Source organism: Geobacillus jurassicus NBRC 107829 (genome assembly GCF_001544315.1).
Classification (GTDB): domain Bacteria; phylum Bacillota; class Bacilli; order Bacillales; family Anoxybacillaceae; genus Geobacillus; species Geobacillus jurassicus.
Map to the genome: position 1 here is coordinate 26,703 of NZ_BCQG01000007.1, position 24,418 is coordinate 51,120.

At 54.9% G+C, this 24,418-nt stretch carries 16 protein-coding genes and 3 pseudogenes; 6 read left to right on the forward strand and 13 right to left on the reverse strand.

All coding sequences use genetic code 11. The features are described 5' to 3' along the window. Window positions 1-31: 31 nt before the first annotated feature. Entirely contained in the window at window positions 32-583 is a 552-nt protein-coding gene (locus GJ1_RS03300) for a cysteine hydrolase family protein (protein WP_066228439.1), read from the reverse strand. 45 nt (window positions 584-628) lie between these two features. After that, window positions 629-835, reverse strand: a pseudogene (locus tag GJ1_RS17555) (Uma2 family endonuclease); the annotation flags it as partial. Between the two features lie 477 nt (window positions 836-1,312). Between GJ1_RS17555 and GJ1_RS03310 the strand changes: the two are divergent. After that, window positions 1,313-1,756 carry a hypothetical protein gene (locus GJ1_RS03310; protein WP_066228444.1) on the forward strand — a complete coding sequence of 148 codons (444 nt, stop codon included), beginning with the start codon at window positions 1,313-1,315 and terminating at the stop codon, window positions 1,754-1,756. 84 nt (window positions 1,757-1,840) lie between these two features. On the opposite strand, the gene yidC is transcribed toward GJ1_RS03310, so the two are convergent. The 5 genes from yidC to GJ1_RS03335 all read right to left on the reverse strand — a co-directional run bounded on the left by yidC (window position 1,841) and on the right by GJ1_RS03335 (window position 8,661). Continuing rightward, a complete protein-coding gene (gene yidC / locus GJ1_RS03315) occupies window positions 1,841-2,590 on the reverse strand; it encodes a membrane protein insertase YidC (RefSeq protein ID WP_066228447.1) in 750 nt (249 codons plus the stop codon). Window positions 2,591-2,619: 29 nt separating this feature from the next. Next, window positions 2,620-2,898, reverse strand: coding sequence for a hypothetical protein (locus tag GJ1_RS03320; RefSeq protein ID WP_066228450.1), 279 nt, complete (start codon window positions 2,896-2,898; stop codon window positions 2,620-2,622). An 86-nt stretch (window positions 2,899-2,984) separates the two neighbouring features. After that, on the reverse strand, window positions 2,985-7,142 hold the full coding sequence (locus GJ1_RS03325; protein ID WP_066228452.1) for a bacteriocin-processing peptidase family protein: 4,158 nt from the start codon (window positions 7,140-7,142) through the stop codon (window positions 2,985-2,987). A 155-nt stretch (window positions 7,143-7,297) separates the two neighbouring features. Then, complete coding sequence (locus tag GJ1_RS03330; protein ID WP_066228454.1) at window positions 7,298-8,050, reverse strand: alpha/beta hydrolase; 753 nt, start codon at window positions 8,048-8,050, stop codon at window positions 7,298-7,300. A gap of 107 nt (window positions 8,051-8,157) precedes the next feature. Further along, the gene (locus GJ1_RS03335; protein WP_066228455.1) at window positions 8,158-8,661 is read right to left on the reverse strand and encodes a metal-dependent hydrolase; all 504 of its coding nucleotides are present in this window, start codon (window positions 8,659-8,661) and stop codon (window positions 8,158-8,160) included. A 171-nt stretch (window positions 8,662-8,832) separates the two neighbouring features. Here GJ1_RS03335 and GJ1_RS03340 point away from each other — a divergent pair, with 171 nt between their 5' ends. The 4 genes from GJ1_RS03340 to narI are packed head-to-tail and all read left to right on the forward strand — an operon-like array spanning window position 8,833 to window position 15,291. After that, the gene (locus GJ1_RS03340) at window positions 8,833-12,519 is read left to right on the forward strand and encodes a nitrate reductase subunit alpha (RefSeq protein ID WP_066228458.1); all 3,687 of its coding nucleotides are present in this window, start codon (window positions 8,833-8,835) and stop codon (window positions 12,517-12,519) included. Continuing rightward, window positions 12,509-13,978 (forward strand): nitrate reductase subunit beta, encoded by a 1,470-nt coding sequence (gene narH / locus GJ1_RS03345; protein ID WP_066228461.1) that lies wholly within the window; start codon window positions 12,509-12,511, stop codon window positions 13,976-13,978. The genes GJ1_RS03340 and narH overlap by 11 nt, the downstream gene beginning before the upstream one ends. A 57-nt stretch (window positions 13,979-14,035) precedes the next feature. Then, window positions 14,036-14,611, forward strand: coding sequence for a nitrate reductase molybdenum cofactor assembly chaperone (gene narJ, locus GJ1_RS03350; protein ID WP_066228464.1), 576 nt, complete (start codon window positions 14,036-14,038; stop codon window positions 14,609-14,611). Continuing rightward, window positions 14,587-15,291, forward strand: a complete 705-nt coding sequence (narI, locus tag GJ1_RS03355; RefSeq protein ID WP_066228467.1) for a respiratory nitrate reductase subunit gamma — start codon at window positions 14,587-14,589, stop codon at window positions 15,289-15,291. The genes narJ and narI overlap by 25 nt, the downstream gene beginning before the upstream one ends. A 176-nt stretch (window positions 15,292-15,467) precedes the next feature. On the opposite strand, the gene GJ1_RS03360 is transcribed toward narI, so the two are convergent. The 6 genes and pseudogenes from GJ1_RS03360 to GJ1_RS03380 all read right to left on the reverse strand — a co-directional run bounded on the left by GJ1_RS03360 (window position 15,468) and on the right by GJ1_RS03380 (window position 22,810). Further along, window positions 15,468-15,998 (reverse strand): hemerythrin domain-containing protein, encoded by a 531-nt coding sequence (locus GJ1_RS03360; protein WP_044731400.1) that lies wholly within the window; start codon window positions 15,996-15,998, stop codon window positions 15,468-15,470. Between the two features lie 243 nt (window positions 15,999-16,241). Continuing rightward, on the reverse strand, window positions 16,242-17,036 hold the full coding sequence (locus GJ1_RS03365; RefSeq protein WP_066228469.1) for a uroporphyrinogen-III synthase: 795 nt from the start codon (window positions 17,034-17,036) through the stop codon (window positions 16,242-16,244). A gap of 489 nt (window positions 17,037-17,525) precedes the next feature. Then, a complete protein-coding gene (locus tag GJ1_RS03370; protein ID WP_066228472.1) occupies window positions 17,526-18,581 on the reverse strand; it encodes an RNA-guided endonuclease TnpB family protein in 1,056 nt (351 codons plus the stop codon). Window positions 18,582-18,585: 4 nt separating this feature from the next. Beyond that, window positions 18,586-18,657 (reverse strand): annotated as a pseudogene (locus tag GJ1_RS19465) (IS200/IS605 family transposase); the annotation flags it as partial. A 197-nt stretch (window positions 18,658-18,854) separates the two neighbouring features. After that, window positions 18,855-20,220 (reverse strand): annotated as a pseudogene (locus GJ1_RS03375) (ISLre2 family transposase). Between the two features lie 181 nt (window positions 20,221-20,401). Continuing rightward, window positions 20,402-22,810, reverse strand: coding sequence for an immune inhibitor A domain-containing protein (locus GJ1_RS03380; RefSeq protein WP_066228475.1), 2,409 nt, complete (start codon window positions 22,808-22,810; stop codon window positions 20,402-20,404). A gap of 271 nt (window positions 22,811-23,081) precedes the next feature. Between GJ1_RS03380 and GJ1_RS03385 the strand changes: the two genes are divergently transcribed. Continuing rightward, on the forward strand, window positions 23,082-24,386 hold the full coding sequence (locus GJ1_RS03385; protein WP_066228477.1) for a sensor histidine kinase: 1,305 nt from the start codon (window positions 23,082-23,084) through the stop codon (window positions 24,384-24,386). Window positions 24,387-24,418 lie beyond the last annotated feature (32 nt).

The window sequence follows — 24,418 nt, forward strand, 5'->3', positions numbered from 1 at the left end:
GTTCATCGTCTATTCTATCACGTTTTCTCCATTATTCCACTATTTCTGCGCCTAGCGTATGGCGAAAATGGCGGAGCGCCCATTCGTGCCCGACCGCGTCGAAGCTCGCCACCGCCCGCCGGTGGACGACGATGCGAAATCCTTTGTTGTACGCATCGACCGCCGTATGAAGGACGCAAATATCGGTGCAGCAGCCGACCAAATGCACTTCAGTGATGCCTCTCTCGCGCAATTTCAGCTCCAAATCAGTCCCGGCGAACGCGCTGTAGCGCGTTTTGTCCATCCAATACACATTGTCTTTATGCTTGTTCGCCTGATACACCGCCTCGAGCTCCCCGTACAGCTTTCGTCCCTCTGTCCCTTCAATGTTATGCGGGGGAAACAGCTTTGCTTCCGGATGATAGGGATCTCCCGCCGCATGCTTGTCAATGGCAAAGACGACAAAATCACCGTTGTCAATAAACTGTTTCGTCACCCGCACGAGCTCTTTTTCAATCGCCTGACCGGGCTTCCCGCATGTGAGCGCGCCGTCGTCAGCGATAAAATCAAAGGTGTAATCGATGTTAATGAGTGCTTTGTTCATCCAACGTCTCCCCTTCTTCTACGAAACTTTCGCCATCGTTTGCTTTTACTCTACCTCAACCGTCAAAATCTCGGCAAGCGGAATCTCCAAATCCGGATACAAAAAAGACGTCAACACATCCTCTGGGCCGAATACAGCCCGCTTTTGAAAACGCCCGTCTTCCAAACCAAGCACTTCAATCGTCCGATTGCTTGGGTCGACCATCCAGTATTCTTTCACACCATTTGCTTCATTGTATTCATTAACCAAATATGAAGACTAGATAGATAAAAACGACAAATAAGAAAAACAAAATAACTAAGACGATACCTAACCACACAACTTTTCTAAAAATGTTTATTTTCTTTTCTGAATTACTTCTAAATGTTATTAAAAAAATAGCACCAAAAATAACCCCTAAGAAGCCTCTATATAATGTGTTAAACCAAGCAACATGATCATTTGGCCCTACTATTAATGTACCTAGTGCATAAATAAAGAAGATTATAGATAATATTAAAGAACTGTAAGTAAAAATTTTTCCTTTATTGTTATCATTGACAGAAAAATTATACATAAAATACCCCTTTTTGCATCGATTTTGTGTTTTGTATCTGCTCAACTATCAAGTATCCCAGATTCATCTTTTCGCCGGTTTGTTATTACAATCATTTACAAACATGCCGGTTCTATGGTCCAATAGTCGATAGAATGGTTGATTCGCCAAAAGACAGAAAGAAGGTATGATGTATGATCCCCCTTTTTTTCAATCTCCTGTTTTTGCTCGTGCTTATTGCCGTCATTTTGTCCGTCGTCTTCCTGAACAAATTTTCGCGAAAGACACTTATGCTTGTTTACGCAGGGGCGTTCCTTGTTATGCTGCTCATCGTATCGACCGGCCATTCCACAACGTGGCTCAAATATCAGCTGCAAAGCAGGCTCAACCATATTGAAACGAATGAAGTGAACATCGAGTCCGACCGAAAGGCGGTCGCTGAAATCGAGTCTTTGCCCCATCCAGTCCACTTTCGCATCATATCGATGAAAAAAACCGGCCACGAGCAATATGATGTCGTCATTCAAACCGAGGCGAACAAAGAGCGATGCCGGATTCGCATGATCAGTTACACCGAGCCGCTCCGTTGGGTGCCGTTTAATGATTTTCAACTCAATCAAGTCAACAAGATCCCGTAAAGTTCTCTGGAATAGGCCGGAACCAAAAACAGTCCCCTGCCTGCTCTTCATTGGCAAAGCAGGCAGGGGATTTTTGATGGCGTTTTAGCTGTTTTCCGCCGCTTTGGCCGCCTTCATTTGGGCACGCAAAATGAGCGACTGGATGATCGAGAAGCAGCCGCCGACGACCCAATAGAGCGACAGCGCCGACGGAACGGAGCTGGCGCCGATAAAAATCATCACCGGCATGATGTACGACATCATCGCCATTTGCGGCAGTTGCTCCTCCGTCATCGACGGCGACAGGCGGAGCGAAATGAACGTCGTCAACGCCGCCAACACCGGCAAAATGAAATACGGATCGCGATGGCCGAGCTCGACCCATAAGAATGAATGCGTTTTAATTTCCTGCGTCCGCGAAATCGCGTAATAGAGCGCCATAAAAATCGGCATTTGAATGAGCACCGGCAGGCAGCCGCTCGCCGGGTTGACGCCGTGTTTTTGATACAGCTGCATCATTTCTTGCTGGAGCTTGCGCTGCGTTTCCGGGTCTTTGCTTTTATATTTTTCTTGCAGCTTCATAAGCTCCGGGCGCAGTTTTTGCATGGCGATCGAAGCGCGGAACTGCTTCAAAATGAGCGGCAGCAAGCAAAACCGGACGATGAGCGTCAGCACGATAATCGCGATGCCGTAGTTGTCGCCAAACCAATGGCCAAGCGTCAAAAGGAGCTTTGACATCGGGTAGACAAAATAATGGTTCCAAATGCCTTGGCTATGTTCATCGATCGGTTCGTTGCGGTTGCAGCCGGAAAGAAGCAAGGCTGCACTAAGCAGCACAAATAACCATTTTTTCATGAAAAGCCCTCCTTCATCATGTAGCGAAATCATGCCGTTCCATATAAATGAAAGGGCCTTCCATCCTCATCTGCCCGGCTTGCCCGTTCCCGGACCGGAATTTTCCGCCGCTGCGGCAAAAACAGCGGGCGCCATGGAAGCGCCGCTCGTTCGGCGCCTCCTCCCGCCTCCCGCTCGCGAACTGAGGCCAATGCCGGCTCGTAAAACAAAGATCTCGCCGTCCGCTGTGCACCCATATACCCTTTCATGATGATCCACAACGCGCCGACAAGCGACATATACACAAGCAAATCGATAGGCGCTTCCATGCGTCCCGTCCACCTCCTTTTGCCCCCGTCCATCTTCTCTTCTCATACGATAGCAAACTTTCCATCAAAAGAAAAGCAACAATTGATCACATCCGCTCCAAGCGATGAAACGCCGGCTCGTCAGCCGCCAACATGGCAAGCTCTCCGCTTTCATCGGCCGCTAACGCCGCCTCAAGCTCTTGTTTCGCCTCATCGAAGCGCCCAAGCAGCGCGAGGTAGCGGGCTCGTTCGTAGCGAAGGCGAACATCTTCGGTCGCATGGGCGCACCGTTCAATTGCAGCCAGCGCCCGCTCGATGTGCCCGGCCGCTTCGTAGGCAGCCGCAAGCTGCATATTGAGCTCTTCATCCTCAGGATACCAATCAGCGTAGCGCTCCCAAAGCGCCGCCGCTTCCTGATAGCGCCCTGTTTCCATATACTGTTCGCCAAGCAACATGAGCGCCCCGCGCGCAAGCGGCTCTTCGGCAACAATCGCCTGCAGCTGCCGCTCGGCTTTCTTCTGTTGCCCCTCCCGAAGCCAAATGATCGCCTGCCACATGCGCAATTCAACATCGTCCGGTTCATCAGCCAGCAGCCGGTCAAGCCACCTTTGCGCTTCTTGACGCTTTTGGACATCGTCGGCCGTCAACAAGTGTTCGACGAATTCACGCGCCAATGGAGGATCCCAAACGCGGACGAGCGCTTTGCGCCACGTTTTGACGGCATCATCCTCCAGCTCGATCGCCGCATAAAGGCGAGCGAGCTGCCCATAGGCTTCCGCATTGCCGCGGTCGAGACGGATCGCCTCCTCATACAAATCAATGACGATAGAAAACAAGGAAAACCTTCCAACCCATTCCTTCGCTTTTGTCCACCATCGCACCGGCCCGTCGTTTTCGTTCTGTTCCTCTCCCAAATACGGAAGGAGAGCAGCGGCCGCGTTCCGATAAATAACGCTTTTCTCCTCGCGGCTTGCCCTTAGCCGCTCCAACCGGTGACGAAGCTTTCCTAAGCCGCGCATCGTTTTTGGAAAAAGGGCGACGTACAAGGGATACAACAATTCATCGTCGGGATGGCGCACCACCAACTGTTCCAGCAGGTTGGCCGCCTCTTTTTTGCGCCCTTCCCAGATGAGCACCATCGCCCAATGGCGGAGCACTTCATGATGGTCCGGCGCAAGGGCAAGCGCCTTCTCGACCGCCGCCTTTTCTTGATCGCGGCGTCCGAGCGCTCCATATACATACCCGAGGCTGTCGTAATACCACACCTCTCCCGCATGCGGACGAGCATCGGCCAAGGCCCGAAGCAGCGCGGAAGGCTCTGCCATCTCGGCAAGCTGTTCGATGTCCACACGCAGCGGGGCAAGGCGGACCGCCTGAAGCAAATGCACGTGCTGCCGCTCTTCGTTTCCTTCCGCCTCATATAGAGCAGCCAAGCGAAAATGGCAGAGGGCAAACGACGGATCGGCTTTGAGACACGCCTCATAATGTTGTTTCGCCTCTTGGTAGCGTCCGAGCGAGGCGCACAGCTCCGCCAACCGGAAGAGTGAAAGCGAATGGCTCATTGCGGCGGCTTCCCGGTAAACACTCATGGCCTTGGACGGCCGTCCTTGCCGCTCATAAAGGACGCCGAGAGCGGAATGGGCCGAAGCGAGTTTCGGGCGAGCCGAGACAAGCTGCTCTAAAAACGCCCGGCCGCGCTCGAGAAGAGCTGGCGTTGTCAGCTGATCGATGTAAAACTCGTACGCTTCTTCGGCATCAAACTCGGCAAGGCGCAGCCCTTTCTCCAACCATGACAGCGCCGTTTCGCGTCCTTCCTCCTCATCCGCGAAACCGTGGGCGATCAGCCATTTTCCCGCATTGAGCCAATATTCGCTGTTGTTGGCAAAACGGACGCGCTGCTTGACTACATACCGGCGAGCCGCTTCCGCATCCCCGCGCTCCGCGAGGGCAGCCGCCAAGCCGAGGTGGGCAAACACATCATCACGGTCATGGCGGATCGCTTCTTCGTAGCAAGCCGCTGCTCTTTCCGCCTCTCCTTCCTCCATATAGAGATCGCCAAGGCGGACGTAAAGCGGCGCCAACCGCCAAGCGGCGGCCAGCCCCTCTTCCAACGCCGCCTTCGCCTTTTCCCAGTCGCCGTCGTCATGATACAAATCGGCAAGCATCAAATACGGGTACGGTTCCTGTGGATCGAGCGCTTTCGCGACGCAAAAGCCGCGTTCCGCCTTGCGCCGGCGGCCGAGCTCCATGTCGCAGCGGGCCCGCTCATACCAAAGCTGGGCATCCCTCCGCTCGCGGCGCACAAGACGATCAAACCAGTCGCGCGCTTCGGCGAACCGCTTCGCGTGGAACAAAAGCACGCCATGGTTCGTTTCGATAAACAAATCGCCCGGATACAGGCTGATCGCCACACGCGAAGAGACGAGCCCTTTTTCGATATGGCCGGCGTACGCCGAGGCGAGCCCAAAATAGCTCCACACTTCCGGCTGATCCGTGTCCAACTGGAGCGAGGCGCGGAAATAGCGGGCCGCCTCTTCGTAGCAGCTGGCAAAAAAGGCGATGCGGCCGCGCAAATAATGGTAGATCGGGCTTTGCCCCTTTCCTTTCACCCGCTTGAGCACGTCCTCAGCCCGCTCCATTTCTTGGGCGTAGACGTACGCTTTTGCCGCCATAAGCAACAAGTCGTTATGCTCGGGATACTCGCTCAAGACGCGCTTAGTATACTCCAACACAAGCGGCTTCGCCTCATCGCTGCCAAAATGCTTCATGACATACAGCCATGTGTACGGGATGTGTTCATGCCTGCGCAAAAAGGCGACAAACGCGGCGAAATGCGCCTGTTCATCTTCATCCATCTTTTCGGCCAACGCGTGCAACTCGCGGAAATAGCGGTCTTCCTCTTCTGGAAGCTCAGCGGCGAGCGCCGCTTTTTCCCGAGGAAACGCAACAATCGACAAATAATGCGTCCCGGCATACCATTTTTTGAGCTCGTCCTCTGAAACGACAAACGGATCGAATAGATTCGGGTCTTGCACATAAAACGCCTCGAGCCGTTCGTCATAGCCAAACAGCACTTGCACGTGTGATGACTGTTCGTAATCAACGCTCAACAGCACCGGAACACCCTCGTCAATCAGCCGCTTCCAGCGCGGCGGCGAACCAATGAAAAAGCGGCAAACAAAGCCGAGCTCTTCCAAATAGTGAACGGTCGTCGACAGCTTCGACCCTCGCACATCAAAAATATGTTCGGCCACTTCGTCTTGCGTGCGGGGAGAGCCAAGCAGGCGGAGCATCATTTCCAAGCTCGCCGGCACGCAATAGTTGTGCTTTTGCACGACCGGCACAAGCGGCAGCACCACCGCCCGTTCACTTTGCCGCCCAAGTGCGTGGGCGTACGGCGTTTTTTCAAGCTGCGGCTCAGCTTTCACAAGCGATTCAAGCTTCTCCCATTCGTCAAGCTGGTAATACAGTTCAGCGCGCAAATGGGCGAAATAACGGCGATGCATATGAAGCGGATTCAGGCGGTCGAGTTCATCCATCGCCGCGAGCGCCTCGCGGTAGGCGCGCACATCGCGCAGGCGGCGCACGCGCTCAGCGTAAAACGCCGGCACTTGCGGAAAGCGCCGCCTGCCTTCCTCCAACACAGCGAGCGCCTCGTGATGGCGGCCGTCAAGAGCATACAAATCCGCAAGCAACAAATAGCACATGTCGCCGCGCTCCGGGTCATCGAGCCCGGCGCGGATGATTGGTTCCGCCTGCTTCCGGTCGCCGGTCTCGATGTAAAAATAGCCCCATTTGTCATGCATCGGCATCGTCTCATAGCGGGCCACAACGTCCATCCACCGGCGCGCCTCATCCACCCGCTGCATATCCAACAAGGCGCGCACCAACGCAAACGCCGCCCGGGCGATCGATTCCCTCGGCTCCTCCACACGGCCTTCGAGCGCTTCCAAAAGGCGCGGGGTGAGCGCCTCTTCGACATCGAGCGGCCGGCGGTTCTCGAGCCACTCGTCGCACACCCAAGCGAGCGTCTGCAGCGTGTTGAACTTGCGGTGGGCATACCGCGCGACAAGCCCGCTATGACGATACATCAAGGCATAATCAAACAATCGGACAAGTGCGCGAAACGGCTCCGGCGTCTCCCAACGGGAAAGCACCCGGCGCCATTCGAACATTCCCATCGTTTCAAGAAGCGGTCGGACTTCCTTTAGCGCTTCAATGATTCGTTTTTCTTGAACAAGTGACGAGACATTTTCGATCTTCATCAAAGGAGCTCCTTTATCGAAGCAATGGTTTTTCTTTATGTTAATAGTTTAGAATAATCAGCGTAAAACAGCCATACATTTTTTCAGAAAAATAAAGTGAAAACAGAAACAACCCACCCTGATTTTTCGGCAGGATGGGGCGCCAACGAATTCATCTATCCGGCATGTTTGGCAAAAAACTGGAGCGATCGCTCGATAATGACTGGCTGGTCGTAGTCGAGCGTGGCCACATGGTAGCTGTTCGAGAGCCGGATGATCTCTTTTTCGGCTGAACGAATGCCGTCCCAAATCAATTGGGCATTCGCGGGCGGCACGACGTGGTCTTCGTCGGAAACAAAAATCAACGCCGGGCAGACGATGCGATCGAGTTTCGCTTTTGTCTGTTCCATCAGCGCGGCCAGCTGAAGAAGGGAAGCGGTCGGCGTTTTCTCATATGCCAGCTCTTTCACATCCGGATTTTTCAAGTCCGAACCGATCGAATCGAGATATCTCGGCAGCTCGCCCCCGCCCGCCAGACCAGCTCGGATGGCCGGAATATCGATGGCGGCATTCACCAGCACGATGCCCCGGATGTCTGGATGATGTTCCGCAAGATGCAGCGTGAGCGTCCCGCCCATCGACAGCCCGGTGACAAAAATCGTGTTGCACCGCTGCTTCAGCCACTCGTATCCTTCTTCAACCGAGGCGATCCAGTCGTCAAACGTCGTCCGCTCCATGTCTTCATAATGCGTTCCGTGCCCTTTTAGGCGCGGCAGGCAGACCGTGTAGCCGGCTTTCGCGTATGCCTCGGCGAGCGGGCGCATGCTGTGGGGCGTGCCGGTGAACCCGTGCACGAGCAGCACCCCAACCGGCCCGTTTTCGGCATAAAACGGCTCCGCACCAGGGAGCACCGGATATTGTTCGCTCATCTTCCTCTCCCCCTTGTCGATTTTGTCCCTTCTCTTATATGTATTCGCCGCCGTCCCCATTTTTCCCTTTTTCCTTTCAAGAGCCACCGCGCCGAAATCGGCGGGCATCACCAACCAAACGGCAGCGACCGCCACCACTCGCGAAATAATCCGTTAACACCGAGGTAAATAAAACCGGCCAACGCGGCGTACACAAGCACTGTTTCCATCCCCTTTCCCGTCCGGTAGAGCGGCACTTTCCACCGCTTGAAAGAAAACGGCCAAAACAACGGCACCCCTTGGACAGAAAAAAAGTCTTCGAGAATATGAAACAAATACCCAAGCGCCAATCCGGCCGAAAACAGCGACGCCGAATCGCGCCAAACAAGCGCGGCGAGCGCGCCCCAGACGATGAGTGAATGCGTCATGCCGCGATGGCCGAACGCTTCTTTCACTTTGCCAGCGACGCCGAATGAACGGCGGCCGACGTATGATGACGGCTCATCAATGTCAGGAAGAAGGCTGCCGATGACAAGCCCCGCCGTATAGGCGGCAGTAAACGGCAACCCCGTATGCGCGGACGCCGCCGCTCCGAGACACAATGAGGCAATGACATGACTCGAGTACCGCAACGAAATCCCCTCAAACTTTTATCGTTTTCCCCATTATACCATACGAAAGAATATTTGTTCGTTCGTTTGACGAATTTGTGACAATGCCGCCAAGTGTGACAAAGTTAACATCGCGTTATTGGCATCATGGCTATCGTTAAAAGTACAGAACGCTTAAAGGAGTGAGCAAAAATGAAACGAAAACGATCTCCGCTTGCGAACCGTTTCAAATATATTCGGCCGATCGAGCGCCAAGCCGACGGTCATAGCGAAACGACCTACGGCGACCGCACCTGGGAAGACGCGTACCGCCGCCGCTGGCAGCACGACAAAGTCGTCCGCTCCACCCACGGCGTCAACTGCACGGGATCGTGCAGCTGGAACATTTACGTGAAAAACGGCATCGTCACCTGGGAAGGACAGCAACTCGATTACCCGTCGACCGGGCCGGATATGCCGGACTTTGAACCGCGCGGCTGCCCGCGCGGCGCAAGCTTCTCATGGTATATGTACAGCCCGCTGCGCGTCAAATATCCGTACGTGCGCGGCGTGTTGATCGACATGTGGCGCGAGGCGCTCGCGGCTCATCCGAACAACCCGCTTGAAGCGTGGAAAAGCATCGTCGAAAACCCCGACAAAGCGAAGCGCTACAAACAAGCGCGCGGAAAAGGCGGGTTCGTGCGCGTCAGCTGGGACGAAGCATTGACGCTTGTCGCCGCTTCCTTATTGTATACGGTCGTCAAGTACGGACCGGACCGCAACATCGGCTTCTCGCCGATTCCAGCGATGTCAATGGTCAGCCATGCCGCCGGGGCTCGATTTATGCAGCTGATGGGCGGGCCGATACTCAGCTTTTACGATTGGTACGCCGACTTGCCGCCAGCGTCGCCGCAAATTTGGGGCGACCAAACCGACGTGCCGGAGTCAAGCGACTGGTACAACGCCGGCTACATCATCACGTGGGGCTCGAACGTCCCGCTCACCCGGACGCCGGACGCCCACTTTTTGGCCGAAGTGCGCTACCGCGGCGCGAAAGTCGTCTCCGTCAGCCCAGATTACGCCGAGTCGACGAAATTCGCCGACGACTGGCTGTCGGTGAAGCAAGGGACGGACGGCGCCTTGGCGATGGCGATGGGGCATGTCATTTTAAACGAATATTACGTCAAACAGACCGTCCCGTATTTTGAACAATATGCGAAAACGTACACCGATTTTCCGTTTGTCGTCATGCTGAAGCAAGACGGCGGCGCATGGACGGCCGGGCGCTTCCTCTTGGCGAAAGACCTCGGCAAACCAACCGGAAACGCCGAATGGAAGCCGGTCGTCTACGATGAGAACACTCATTCATTTGCCGTGCCGAACGGAACGATCGGCGCCCGCTGGGAAGACAAAGGAAAATGGAACTTGCGCCTCGTTGACGAGGAAACAGAGCAGCCCATTGAACCGCGCCTGTCGTTTTTAGGGAGTGAGGATGAGGTCATTCCGATTCAGCTGCCGTATTTCACTGATGACGGCGGAAAAACGATCGAGCGCGCCGTGCCGGTGAAAAAAGTGCGCACCGAAACAGGTGACGTGTATGTCACGACCGTCTATGATTTGATTTTGGCCAACTACGGCATTGACCGCGGCATCGGCGGCACGGTCGCCCGCTCGTACGACGACGAGGTGCCGTTCACGCCAGCATGGCAAGAGGCGATCACCGGCGTCAACCGCGATCTCGTCGTCAAAATCGCCCGCGAGTTTGCCGACAACGCCATTGACACAAACGGCCGGTCCATGATCATCGTCGGCGCCGGGATCAACCATTGGTTCAACTCCGATACGATTTACCGCGCCGTCTTAAACCTTGTCTTGTTCGTCGGCGCTCAAGGGGTGAATGGCGGCGGCTGGGCTCATTACGTCGGGCAAGAAAAACTGCGCCCAGCGGAAGGATGGCAGACCATCGCCATGGCGCGCGACTGGGTCGGACCGGCGAAACTGCAAAACGGCACGTCATTCTTTTACTTTGCGACCGACCAATGGCGCTACGAAAAGCGGCCGGTCGATGAGCTCGTCTCGCCGCTCGCGAAACGAGCGCGCTATTCACATCCTGGCGATTACAACGTCTTAGCCGCCCGGCTCGGCTGGCTGCCGTCGTACCCGACGTTTAACAAAAATGGCATCGAGCTGTATAACGAAGCGGTTCGCAACGGAGCACGCACGCCGGAAGAAATCGGCGCCTATGTCGCGAAACAACTGAAAGAGAAAAAGCTGCAGTTCGCCATTGAAGACCCGGACAACGAGGCGAACTTCCCGCGCAATTTGATCGTCTGGCGCGCCAACTTGATCTCGAGCTCCGGCAAAGGGCACGAATATTTCTTAAAACATTTGCTTGGCACGACGAACGGCTTGTTAAACGACGACCGGGACAGCCTGCGCCCGGAAGAAATCCGCTGGCGCGACGAAGCGCCGGAAGGCAAGCTTGACTTGCTTGTCAATTTGGACTTCCGCATGGCCGGCACAGCGCTCTACTCCGATGTCGTTCTGCCGGCGGCCACCTGGTATGAAAAACACGACTTAAGCAGCACCGATATGCATCCATTCATCCACCCGTTCAATCCAGCCGTGCCTCCGCTTTGGGAAGCACGCTCGGACTGGGACATTTTCAAATCGCTCGCCAAAGCCGTATCCGATGTGGCAAAACAATCCAGCTTAAAGCCGATGAAAGAAGTCGTCGCCACCCCGCTGCTGCATGATACAGCGCAAGAGCTGGCGCAGCCGTTTGGCGAAGTGAAAGACTGGAGCAAAGGCGAAACCGAACCGATTCCGGGCAAAACGATGCCGAACATTCACGTCATCGAGCGCGACTATACGCTCATTTACGATCAAATGACCGCCTTAGGACCGAATGTGGCCCGCCAGCCGATCGGCGCAAAGGGGATCGCCTGGTCGGCGAAAGACGAATACGAGCAGTTGAAACGCCGGCTCGGCACCGTCCAGCGCGCCTCGATCGCCGATGGCTGCCCGGACATCACCGAAGCGAAACAAGCAGCTGAAGCGATTTTGACGCTGTCATCGACAACGAACGGGAAAATGGCCGTCAAAGCGTGGGAGGCGCTCGAGAAAAAGACGAATTTAGAGCTCGCCGATTTAGCGAAAGAGCGCGAAGAAGAATGTTTCACGTTCGAACAAATCACCGCCCAGCCGAAAACGGTCATCACCTCGCCTGTGTTCAGCGGTTCAGAAAAAGGCGGACGGCGCTACTCGCCGTTTACGACGAACGTCGAACGGCTTATCCCGTGGCGGACGTTGACCGGCCGGCAGTCGTTTTACATCGACCATGAACTGATGCACGAGTTCGGCGAAACGATGGCGACGTTCAAACCCGTGTTGCCGCACCGGCCGTTTTCAAACAAACGACCGAACGAAAATGGAAAAGAGGTCGTCTTGAACTATTTGACGCCGCATAACAAATGGTCGGTCCACAGCATGTATTTCGACTCTCTGCCGATGTTGACGCTGTTCCGCGGCGGGCCGACCGTCTGGATGAACAAAGATGACGCGGCGGAAGCCGGCATCAACGACAACGACTGGATCGAATGTTTCAACGAAAACGGCGTCGTCGTCGCCCGCGCCGTCGTCTCCCACCGGCTGCCGCGCGGCATGGCGTTCATGCACCACGCGCAAGACCGCCATATGAACGTTCCGGGGACGAAGCTGACAAACAACCGCGGCGGCACGCACAACAGCCCGACGCGCATCCATGTGAAACCGACGCACATGATCGGCGGATACGCGCAATTAAGCTACGGATTCAACTACTACGGACCGACGGGCAACCAACGCGATTTGTACGTCGTCATCCGCAAACTCGAGGAGGTGGATTGGCTTGAAGATTAAAGCGCAAGTCGGCATGGTGATGAATTTGGACAAATGCATCGGCTGCCACACGTGCAGCGTCACGTGCAAAAACACATGGACGAACCGCCCCGGCGCCGAATACATGTACTTCAACAACGTCGAAACGAAGCCGGGGATCGGCTATCCGAAACAGTGGGAAGACCAAGACAAATACAAAGGCGGCTGGGAATTGAAAAACGGCGAATTGCGGCTCAAATCCGGCTCGAAGGCCATGCGGCTCGTCCATTTGTTCTACAACCCGTACCAGCCGACAATTGACGATTATTATGAACCGTGGAATTACGACTATGAAACGTTGACGAACAGCCCGCCAAAACAATACCAGCCGGTCGCCCGGCCGAAATCAAGCATCACCGGCGAGTGGATGGAGCTGTCGTGGGGGCCGAACTGGGAGGATGACCTGGCCGGCGCTCACATCACAGGGTTGCGCGACCCAAACGTCGTCAAAATGGAGCAGTCGATCCGAGCGGAGTTTGAGGACGTTTTTATGATGTACTTGCCGCGCATTTGCGAGCATTGCCTCAATCCGTCATGCGTCTCGAGCTGCCCGTCAGGCGCCATGTACAAACGCGACGAGGACGGCATCGTCCTCGTCGACCAAAACGCCTGCCGCGCCTGGCGGTATTGCGTCACAAGCTGCCCGTACAAAAAAGTGTATTTCAACTGGCAAACGAACAAAGCGGAAAAATGCACGCTCTGTTTCCCGCGCATCGAAGCCGGCTTGCCGACGATTTGTTCGGAAACGTGCGTCGGCCGCATCCGCTACATCGGCGTGATGCTGTATGACGCCGACAGAGTGAAAGAAGCGGCAAGCATCGAGGATGAGAAACAGCTGTACCACGCCCAGCTTGATATGTTCCTTGATCCGAACGATCCGGCCGTCATCGCCAAGGCGAAGGAAGCCGGCATTCCGGACGAATGGATCGCCGCCGCGCAACGCTCGCCGATTTACAAAATGATCGTCGACTGGAAAATTGCCTTGCCGCTCCATCCGGAATATCGGACGATGCCGATGGTGTGGTACATTCCGCCGTTAAGCCCGATCATGAATACGATCGAAGGAAAAGGAAGCAACGCCAGTGCGGATGACATCTTCCCGGCCATTGACGAAATGCGCATTCCGATCGAATATTTGGCGAATTTGCTGACGGCGGGCGATACGGCGCACATCCGCACGACGCTGAAAAAAATGGCGGCCATGCGCTCGTACATGCGGGCGAAACAAACGAACAAACAGCCGGATCTCCGCCTTATCGAATCGCTCGGCCTAAGCCGCGAAGACATCGAAGAGATGTACCGCCTGCTCGCAATCGCCAAATACGAAGACCGCTTCGTCATTCCGGCATCGCACCGCGAAGAAGTTGCGGACTTGTACGCGGAACAAGGCAGCTGCGGACTGGCGTTCGCCGGCGGCCCGGGCGCCTGCGGCACGCTGTAAGGGAGAAGGCGGGGCCCTGCCCCCCTTCCCCTTAAACAATGAAATGGAGGATTCATGATGAACAGCGAACAACAACAAACGGTCTTTTTGTGTGTGTCCTATTTGTTGTCTTACCCGGACGAACAGTGGGCCGAATCGCTTCCTGACTGCTTGGACGCCATCCGCTCGCTTGACGATGAAGCCGTCCGCACGCCGATTTTGGCGTTTGCCGAACAAATCGCCTCCATCCCAGCCCGCCAGCGGATGGAGCAGTATGTCGAAACATTCGATTTTGGCAAAAAAACGAATTTGTACCTTACGTATATGACAAACGGCGAGCAGCGCGAGCGCGGAATCGAACTCGTCGCCTTAAAAGCGCGCTACGAGGCGGCCGGATTCGCCGTCTCCAATCACGAGCTGCCTGACTATTTGCCGCTGATGCTCGAATGGATGGCCTATGCAGATAAAGAGCATACGATCGCCTTGCTTGCCGACTATGCCGGCCACATCCGCGAAATCGGCGAACGGCTCGCAGCGGCGGGCAGCCCGTATGCCAAGCTGTTTGAAGCGCTCCACGTTACCTTTACTCAACTCGGCGTGACGCCGCTCCCGAAAGGAAGTGCAACGGCATGGTTAGCCAATTTCTCTGGGTGATTGTTCCGTATTTAGCGCTTGTTATGTTCGTCGTCGGCCATATTTGGCGTTACCAGCGCGACCAGCTCGGCTGGACATCGAAATCAAGCGAGCTGTTGGAGAAAAAACAGCTGCGCCTTGGCAGCCTGCTCTTTCACTGGGGCATTTTGTTCGTGTTTGTCGGCCATGTGATGGGCATTCTCATTCCTGAGTCGTTTTATGAAGCGCTTGGCGTGACAGAAGAGATGTACCACGCCATCGCCTTGGCAGGCGGCATTCCGGCCGGCTTGGCCGCGCTCGTCGGTTTGGCCATCTTATTCCGCCGCCGCCTGACGGTCAAGCGCGTGCGGGCGACTAGCAGCACCGGCGACTGGGTCGCCCTCGGGTTTTTGCTTGTCGTGATCGCGAGCGGGTTGTCATCGACGCTGCTGAACGTCAATTCGCATGGGTTTGACTATCGGACGACGATCGGCCCGTGGTTCCGCGGCCTTCTCACGTTCCGCCCGGACCCGGCTTATATGGAAACGGTGCCGCTTTGGTTCAAAATCCATATTCTTGCCGTGTTCGGCTTATTCGCCGTCTGGCCGTTCACCCGTCTCGTTCACGTGTTCAGCTTCCCGCTCCGCTATTTGCAGCGCAGCTATGTCGTCTATCGGAAGCGGCTGCCGAAATCCGTCGATTCGCTTGACCGCGCCCAGTAAGCGAATGGCAGGCAACATAAAATCCGCAAACGAGACCGTTATCACGGAAAACGGGATGCCGTTCATCCGCCTCCCGTCCCTCTCCATCACGGACCGGCGCCAAACCGATCCATCGGCGTGCCATGAAGAAAACGGGATGCTCCACACAAGGAAGCATCCCGTTTTCCATTCCATCGTCACTCGTAAATGCGTGCAAACAGCTCCTCTTTCTCCTCATCCGACAACAGCCGTTCCGCCATCGGGAAAAGCACGTTTTCTTCTTTCATGAAATGCTCATCCAAAATATGATGCGCCTCGATAACCGCATCGGCGAGCGTCAACGCCTGTTCACTGTCGACCGTTTCCGGCAAATGGGTGGTTTTCTCCAAAAACATGGAAAGACGCGCTTTCGCCTGCTCATGTTCGTATTCCATCACAGCAATCGGCCCGGTCGTCCGTCCAATGTATTCGGCCATCATCGGGAACAATACGCCTTCCTCCCGCTCCGAATGCGGATCCAACGCAGCGACGAACGATTCGACTTTTTCTCTCAACTCGGCGAGCGGCTCGCGCCAGTTGCTGATCTCCGTTCCTCGTCCAATCGTCTCAGCGAAGGCAAGCAGCTGCTCCATTTGGACGCGCAGCGGGCCATGCTCCTGCTTTAATTGAGCCAAACCAGCGCATAGTTCCACTCCTTCAGGGCCGCCCATATGGCAAAACGAATGCATCATCCATTCCTCCTTTTTATCATCCGTTCGTTGTTTCCATTATACTGTGGGCGACGCCTTCGCCGTTGTGAGCGATATCACACCGCAAAAAGCGTTTTTGATATCCGGACGCCAAAACAACACCGTAAACATCTTTGCCGCCTAGGACAATACATGCGGCTGAATACGATCGTCTGCGTTTCGTGGAGCGCCGCTTTCGCTTCATGTGCCATTTGTCTAAAACAAAGCAACCCCAAAAAGGCCTTACGCATCAAAGCAGCGTGCGAGCGTCACGATCATCGCTCCCATCCGCTCATGTTCCGGGGCGACGACGCGACTGACTCCTTCTTCTTCAAGCGCTTCTTGCGTTACTTTGCCGACGGCGCAGGCCACAACATCGGTGCGAAACACGTCAAGCAGCGGTGCGATCTCTTTTTTCTCGCGGGCGAACGAAAAGAAAAAGCGGACTTGCATCGCCGATGTAAAACAGACGGCATCGACTTCGCGCCCGACGATTTCTTTATACAGTGTCGCCATCGTCTCCTCATCTGGAGCGATATGCCGGTATGGAAGCAATTCCGTATACGAAGCGTCTCGCTCAAGAAAGAACTGCTTCAAAGCCGGCGCAGTGTCGCCGTACAGCTGCACAACAACCTTCTTTCCGGCAAAATCGTGCGCGCCAAGGACACGAATCAACCCTTTCGTTGTCCCATCCTCGCTCGCCGCCACCGGGGTGACACCGATTTTTTTCAACGCCGCCACCGTTTTATAGCCGCGGGCGGCCACGTTCGCTTCTTTGATCATCCGTTGCCATTCGGCGGCCATTCCCTCCCGTTCCGCCGCTTCCAACAGCGCCTCAAAGCCGATTCCCGTCGTAAATACGATCCAGTCCGGCTGCATGGCGATGACGGCCCGCATTTCCTCTCCGAGTTCGCTCCCTTTTAAAAAGACTGTCCCTTGCGCCGGGCGGATGACGGCTGTTCCTCCTTGCTTTTCAATGAGCGTCGTCATCTCGTCCAGTTTGCGCGAGGCGCACAAAGCAATCCGTTTGCCGCGCATGTATTCTTCCCCCCTACGATCAATCGTTCGTCCTTTCCATTCTAAAAGATGGCCTCCGCCTATGCAACAAAAACCATTCCGCTCCCTGGCGCGTCGCAACACAAGTGCCGCATTCATCTAGGGAGAATGCGCGATGCAACAGCACAGACGGCAGACAAAAACGGTTCGACCGCCATCAAAAAACACGCGCCCAAAGGCGCGTGCACCCGTTCAGCGAGTATGTACTACAGCCTCTTCCCCCCGACGATCAAACGAACCGATGATGCGCGTCGGCTCGACAGCAATGATCCGGTCCAACGGAATGTTCATTAGACGCATTTGCCGGTTTTGACACTCCACACGCCTAAAGGGCGTGGGATTCTTGGGTCGTTCGCGTCCTCATCCATTTCTGGTTCAGACAACGCCCAAGTTCAGGGGTGTGTCATCACCCCGTCCCATCGGGTTAAGATGTACCCCAATGGGCGGCGCACCTGTGACCAGTGCGCTAGGTTAGGCGGCGAAGCCCGAAATCGCTTTGGCGATGTTGATCGCGCCATTCAAGTCGGCGTGGATGGTGTATCCGCACTTTTGGCATCGGAAGTGGATGCCGTTTCGGTTCGCTTTCTCCCGATGCCCGCATCGGCATGTTTGACTGGTGTAGGTCGGATTCACCCACTCCACCCGAATGCCCGCCATTTCGGCTTTGTAGGCAATCATCGTTTGCAGTTGATGGAACGCCCACGAATGAAGATTTCGTCCTGCTTCTTTGGCCGAAGCGGCTCGTTTCCGAATCCCCGCCAAATCTTCCATCCGAATCACGCCAACACCGTTGGCAAGGGCAAAACGGACGATTTGACGGCTGATTTTATGGTTCATATCCTTCATCCAGCGGGACTCTTTATCGCCGATTTTGCGAATCATATGAAGCTTCTTCGCTTGGCCCAACGTTCGCCGCAAAGCCGCATATCGTCGGCGCACAAAGGCGCATTGGCTCCCTTTGAAAAACAACGATTTCGTCCCTACGCTGGCAACGGCGATATAGCGAAGCCCAACGTCAACCCCCATCACCTTTGTTTCGTGCCGCGGCTTGACTTCAAATGCGATCGCGATCGCCAAGCACCATTTCTTTCGCTTTTTGTAGAGCTTGGCCGCCCCTTGTTTGGCGGTTCCATGGATCAGCCGATTCAGCCATGCCTCTTGATAGGGGCGCGTGACGACAGGCACGCCAATTCGCTTCTCCAGTGTGGGGAAGGAAACCGTGTAGAACGCTCCTTTCTTTTCCACCTTTATGTTTTGATTGTTAAAGCAACACCAAAATGTTCGGAACTTCTTTGCCTTTTGTTTTTTCTTTTGGGACTTCACTTCTCGAATCGTTTGATTCACGATAGCAGAAGGAAACTTTTGTGACGAAAAGTCTTTGAATATCTTGCTGGTCGCTTTGTTTAATTCAGGATGATGCCATAGCCAATTCGCAAATTCTGTGTTCCATTCTGTCATTCGCTCGTACATTTCCTGCTTGGCTTTCGTTGGGTTGTGCAGTTCCAGCCTTAGTGTGATCATGGGCATGGATTCACCCCCTTTTCTTTTGAGATTCCACATAACGTTTGATGGTTTCGCTTGATACATTTCCTGCTGTACTCATGACTATATCAGTTCGATGAATGAACTGCAACGCGCTTCATCCCACCCGAGTCAGTCAAGACTTTGTGGAGAACTTTTTTTCGGTTCACTACGAGCGTTGTCAATCAACAGTTATTGAACCATTTTCAGGAATTGGTATCGTAAGCGCTTTCGGACTCTCATCCCTCATCTTGAGGTGATGATCTTGTATTCCATTTTTTACACCCCACCGCCATCCCGGAGTGCCGACAACGCTTGGTAAATCGGCGTCCCGGATGACTGCTGAAGATACGGGATGTTTTGTCGCACCACATCCACCCACAACCGTCCTGCTTTCCGTTTGGCCTGTTCGATCCGCTTGGACGTTGTTGAGGCCAAGGCGGCCGGCCGGGGCTCTTCCTCCTCCAACCGTCCCTTTCTCCACCCGATCCCGTCAATTCGGGCCGCCATCGCCCTTAGAAACGCCCGAAGGCCCTGGTCTTTCCAGCTGCGGCGGGATTTCACCCGGTGCGCAAACCGGCTCATCACGCTCTCCGCGTGGCCCATCGGACGCATGCCGGTTGTCTCCACCCCTTGCTCCGACAGCCACTCCCGGCAGTCCCGGATGCATCCCGGCATCGACTCGATCCGGCGGATCATGGCGGCCAGCTGCTGCTCTTTCGCTTCATCCTCCAGCGCACCGATGGCGCTGTTCAGCTCCACAAGAAGCCCTTCTTCGTCTTGTTTCGCCAGCTTCTTCCGCACGTCCCGCCAACGCGGGTGGCCGGACAGGCACGAACGCAGCTCCCGGGCCGCATGAAACCGATCCAGCTGAAAGCACGCCCGTTTGCCGAAATACTCTCGGCAGACCGTGATCCACGACGCCGCATCGCCGTTGATGACCAACAGGTCCCGGCATGGATCATAGGCATATTCCTTCATCAGCCACTCTTCGAACCGTTCCCACACGCCCCCCCGTCCCTTCATGGAGGCAGCGGCGCCGATTCACGAGCTCGAGCTGCGAGCCGTTTCGTCTCCATCCCTCGTGAACCGCCAGGATGTTCTCTTCTTTCGCCCGCTTCCCTTTCCCCTGGCGAGAAACAAACAGTCCCTCTACCTCCACAAACAGCACCCGGCCATGCCGTTTGGAAACAGGGCAGTGCAGCGAGACAGGAGCCTCCAGCACCAGTTGGCGAATGGCCTCATGGCTCATGACCGCATACCCCACGATCGACTCGAGCGTGCGAGCCGCTTTGCGGCAGGAAGAGCACTCCACGGCCAACTCGACCGCCGTTTCCTCGAGGCAAGGGCTGATCGACTGCGCTCCATCAAAGCCCAGTTCGGCATCCAGCAAGAAGGTATACGCCCCCGTTTGCCGGTCATAGTCATAGTTCCGGCGGAATGTCACTTCCCCGAACAGCGTTTGGATCGTGGTCGGCCGTTTGTCTTTCAGCTGATGCCGGCGCTTGTCCCGCGCTTCCGCCAGTTGTTGATCCATCTCCTCCAAAAGGGCCGCCAACAAGACAGCGAACACCTTTTGAAGAGTTCGTACTAATTGTTCCTCCAGCTCTTTCAATAAAGGCCATTCTGTGGTAAGATGTTTCATGGACTCTCTCCCTCCTGTTTTATGGATGTTGGTCATCACCATCCTAGCAGGGAGAGAGTCCTTTTTTGCATGACATTTGCTTTTTCCTACCGCGCTTCGCTTGGTGGCCCCGACGAGCGTCGCGAACAAAAGTTCGTAACCCTCGTCGGGGAATCATCTCGAAATGTCACCCACAAATATTTTACTCACACCATCCCACCCCTAAAGGAGTGGGCTTTCGCGCGGGATTTCTGTAAATGAGCACGCGCGCCGCTGTGCGGTCGGCGCTTTCGCCGATGACGCGGATGTTCAAGCCGTAGTTCGGCACATTCCGTCCGGCATCCTCCACCCCTTTATTGTCATACGACCGGCTGTCGTCAAACACCGGCGTCGGCGATGTATCGTTGTCAATCAGCTGTGAGCCATTGATCGCCACGCGGAATGGGGCTCCTTTTTGCAGGCTGAACGCCGCATCGTGCACTTGATAGCGAGTCGACGCTGTCGTGTTGCCCGACCATTTCAACGTATGCTGATCGGCATCCACAACGCCAAGAAACCCTTCGCCCGGATGGACGCCCGTCCAGTTGTTGTCATAGCCTTCATCTACATACCAGATGACAAGCCCTGGATCGTATGAAAGAAGCCGGTCGCCGCGCAAGATGTGGGCGAGCCCTTCGTCAACGCCGCGATGGTTGCGCCATTCAAGCAAATAGTAATGATCCGAGTATCGCTTGCCATTGCTCTTTTCAAAGCCGTCCATCGCAAAAGAACCGTCTTCTTCGGCATCGTCAACAAGAACAACTCCTCCATCGGCCGTCACTTGAATGTTGTCAATATACCAGCCAGCTTCCGACACCGCCACATCGGTGATGTAATGGAAGCGAAGGTCAATCGTTTGTCCTGCATAGGCCGACAAGTCAAATTCCGCCTTCACCCAGCCGTTTGACGTACCGGTAATGCCGTTGCCCGGGTTTTGCCCGTACGGATTGTCGGTCGTCGTAATGTTTCCTTGAATTGTTGTCCATTCGTTGCTGCCATGCGGTTTTACTTCTACCGCCCCATAATCCCAGTCTTTCTCAATCGCGTACCATGTATCAAATGCCAGCGCCGCCTTGGACGCTCTCGTCAAATCGATCGTCGTTGACATCGTATGGTCTAAGTTGTTTCCGCTTCCGGAGAAATAGGCATACGCACCGCTTGGCGGGATCGTGACGACCGTCTCTTTCTTCGGCAAGTTGATGCGTACGGCATCATGATTTGTCCCCTTCGTGCTCGCTTCGTCGAGCAACACTTCAATGCCGTCTTTGCCAATTTCGTTCCACTCAACGGTCGCTCCAGTCAGCCAATTGCTTCCTGGCATCGCCGATTGCAAAAACTGTTTCGCCCACGCGCTGAAGCCGGTCGGCTCGGTGCCTGGAATACGCCCCGCCCAGCTGCCGCTTGACATAATCGACCAATACGCGATCGGCTCGCCTAGGCCGGAGTAAATCGTATCGTATTCATCCGGCAGCCCTAAATCGTGGCCGTATTCATGGGCGAACACCCCCGCCGCCCCGTCGGCCGGCTCGATCGTATAGTCGTAAGCCGCCAGCTGGCCGCGCCAATACGGCACATCGGTCGTCGTATTGGGGATGCGGTATACCGATCCTAAATTCCAACGGTGCGACCAAATGGCATCGCCGCCGAGCGAGCCGCCGCCCGCTTCCTCGCCGACGCTCGAATGGATGACCATCAAATGGTCGATCAAGCCGTCCGGCTCGCGATAATTGCCGTCGCCGTCCAAATCATAGCGGTCTTCTTGGTCAAACTCGCGCAAATCAATGGTCGGATCCTGGGCCGCTGCTGCCAACGCTTCGCGCACAAGCTCTCGCGGATTGGCATCATTGCCGTCCGGTGCCGGCACATTGCCGCCGTAGTATTTGGCTGGATGTTTCGCTTGATACCAGTCGGCAACTTTCCCCTCAATCGAATAGCTGCCGCCCGATTGCTCTTCATAATATTTTTTCACCGAAATGAGCCTCTCGCCATTTGGTCCATCGTAATAGCCGTCATCGCCGCCAAAAATCATGTCTTCATAATGTTCGCGTGTATAATCTTTATAATACATATCTGTTTCATTTGGTTGAATGTTGTTATGCGGAAAATCCGGATATTCAATCAGCAAAACGAGCACGCGGTCAACCCGCTTGCCGCCGTTCCACGGCTCCGGCTTGACGGACGGCACAAAAGTCGTTTTCGATTGTCCAAGTTTTTTCCCTTTTCCGTTCAGCACGCTGTTTGTCCGCTGCCCATCTTGCAGCGCCTCAGCGCGCTTCGCCTCTTCCTCGTACAATTCTCCCTTTTCCCTCGGTATATGGACCGCCTTTTGCCGCAAATAATCTCGCACCGCCTGTTCCTCCTCTGCCGGAGTCGCATCAGCGCGAAGCTTCCCGCTTTTTTTCAACATCTCCGCCAGCTTCTCTTCATTGGCGATCGCGAAATCAACCGGTCCGCCTTGCTTGACTGCGAAAAGCGGAGTGGACGCCGACTGCGGGGCTGCCGCTGGTGCCACCCACAAGCCGATTCCGAGCGAGAGCGCAGCAGCGAGTGAGCCAATCGACCGTTTGTTCAAAAAAAACACTCCTTTCCTATGTTCAATTATTTTAATAGAAAACTTATAAAATTAAAATATTACAGAATAATACAAAAATGAAAGAGAATTCTTACCTATATAAGAAATAGTCCTTTTTTCCTACCTTTGTCGAAAAAACAAGATTTATATCAAAAAAAGGCTATGGATTGCGCCTTAACATCCCGGGCATTTTCCGGTTACAATGTAATATATTCGCTATTCTTGTAGAAATTCTGCCCTGCAGCTTGACGATGGGAAAGAAGGTGCCGCGATGCTGAATATTTTCAAAGACTTTTTGCTCAACTTGTTTTTCATCCTTCTGCCGGTGTTTCTCGTTCCCCTCTGTACGGAGCAGGAGAAGGGGCCAAAACGATTCCGCCTTTATTTGCCGACCTTTTGTTACGCCGTCGTTATCATGTTATGCATCACCCTCCCGGTCAGAACAGAGAGCGATTTCATCTTCGACTTGCGGCAAATTCCTCTATGGCTTGGCGGTTTGTACGGCGGAGCGGGGGCGGCGGCGTTTTTGGCGTTGACAGCGATCGCCTACCGCTCGCTGTTCGGCGGAGCTGGCGTCTTCGTCACCGTCGTCGTTTCCATCGCCATCGCTGCAACGAGCAGTTTATTGACAAAACAGTTTGTCGAGCTGCCGGCCAAACAACGCACGCTGTTCGCTACATCGCTCAGCTTCGGCTCTGGTCTATTGACCGTCGCCATGGCGGAGTGGATGGCTGCCGCGGCTTCTCCGCCGCCTTCCGTTGTGCTCATCTTTTTGTTTGTGCAGCCCATCAGCATGCTCATCGTTTGTTCGTTTCAGGAAATGGTGCACCATAATATCGCGCTGCGCAAACGAGTGATTCGCGCCGAGAAAATGGAAGCCGTCACCCATTTGGCTGCCTCCATCTCCCATGAAATTCGCAATCCTCTCACCGCGGCTCGTGGGTTTATCCAACTGATCGAAGAGCAGCCGCTCACTGCCGACAAGCGCCGCCAGTATGCGCGCATCGCCATTGAGGAGCTTGACCGAGCTGAAGCGATTATCACCGATTACTTAACGTTCGCCAAGCCGGCGCCCGAGACGCCGGAAAAGCTGAACGTCAAGCTCGAGATTGAACGGGTCATGGACATCCTCCGCCCGCTCGCCAATATGAGCTGCGTCGATATTCAGGCGACGCTTGCCCCTTTTTCCGTCATCGGTGAGCGCGAAAAATTCCGCCAATGTTTGCTCAACGTGATGAAAAACGCCATCGAAGCGATGCCTAACGGCGGGACCTTGCAAGTATACGTCTCCATTGACAACGGACGCGTGCTCATCCGCATCGCCGATACCGGCGTCGGCATGACGAAGGAACAGCTCGAACGGCTTGGCGAACCGTATTTTACGACGAAAGGCATCAAAGGCACGGGGCTCGGGATGATGGTCGTCTACCGCATCGTTGAATCGATGAACGGAACGATACGCATTGAGAGCGAAATACATAAAGGAACGACGGTGTCGATTTATTTGCCGCTCGCACCGTCGCCTTCTTCCTCAGCGATTTCTGATAAAGAAAAACAGCTGTTTGCCGCATTATGACATAGCGAAGACCGGCCGCAAAAGCCCTTGCA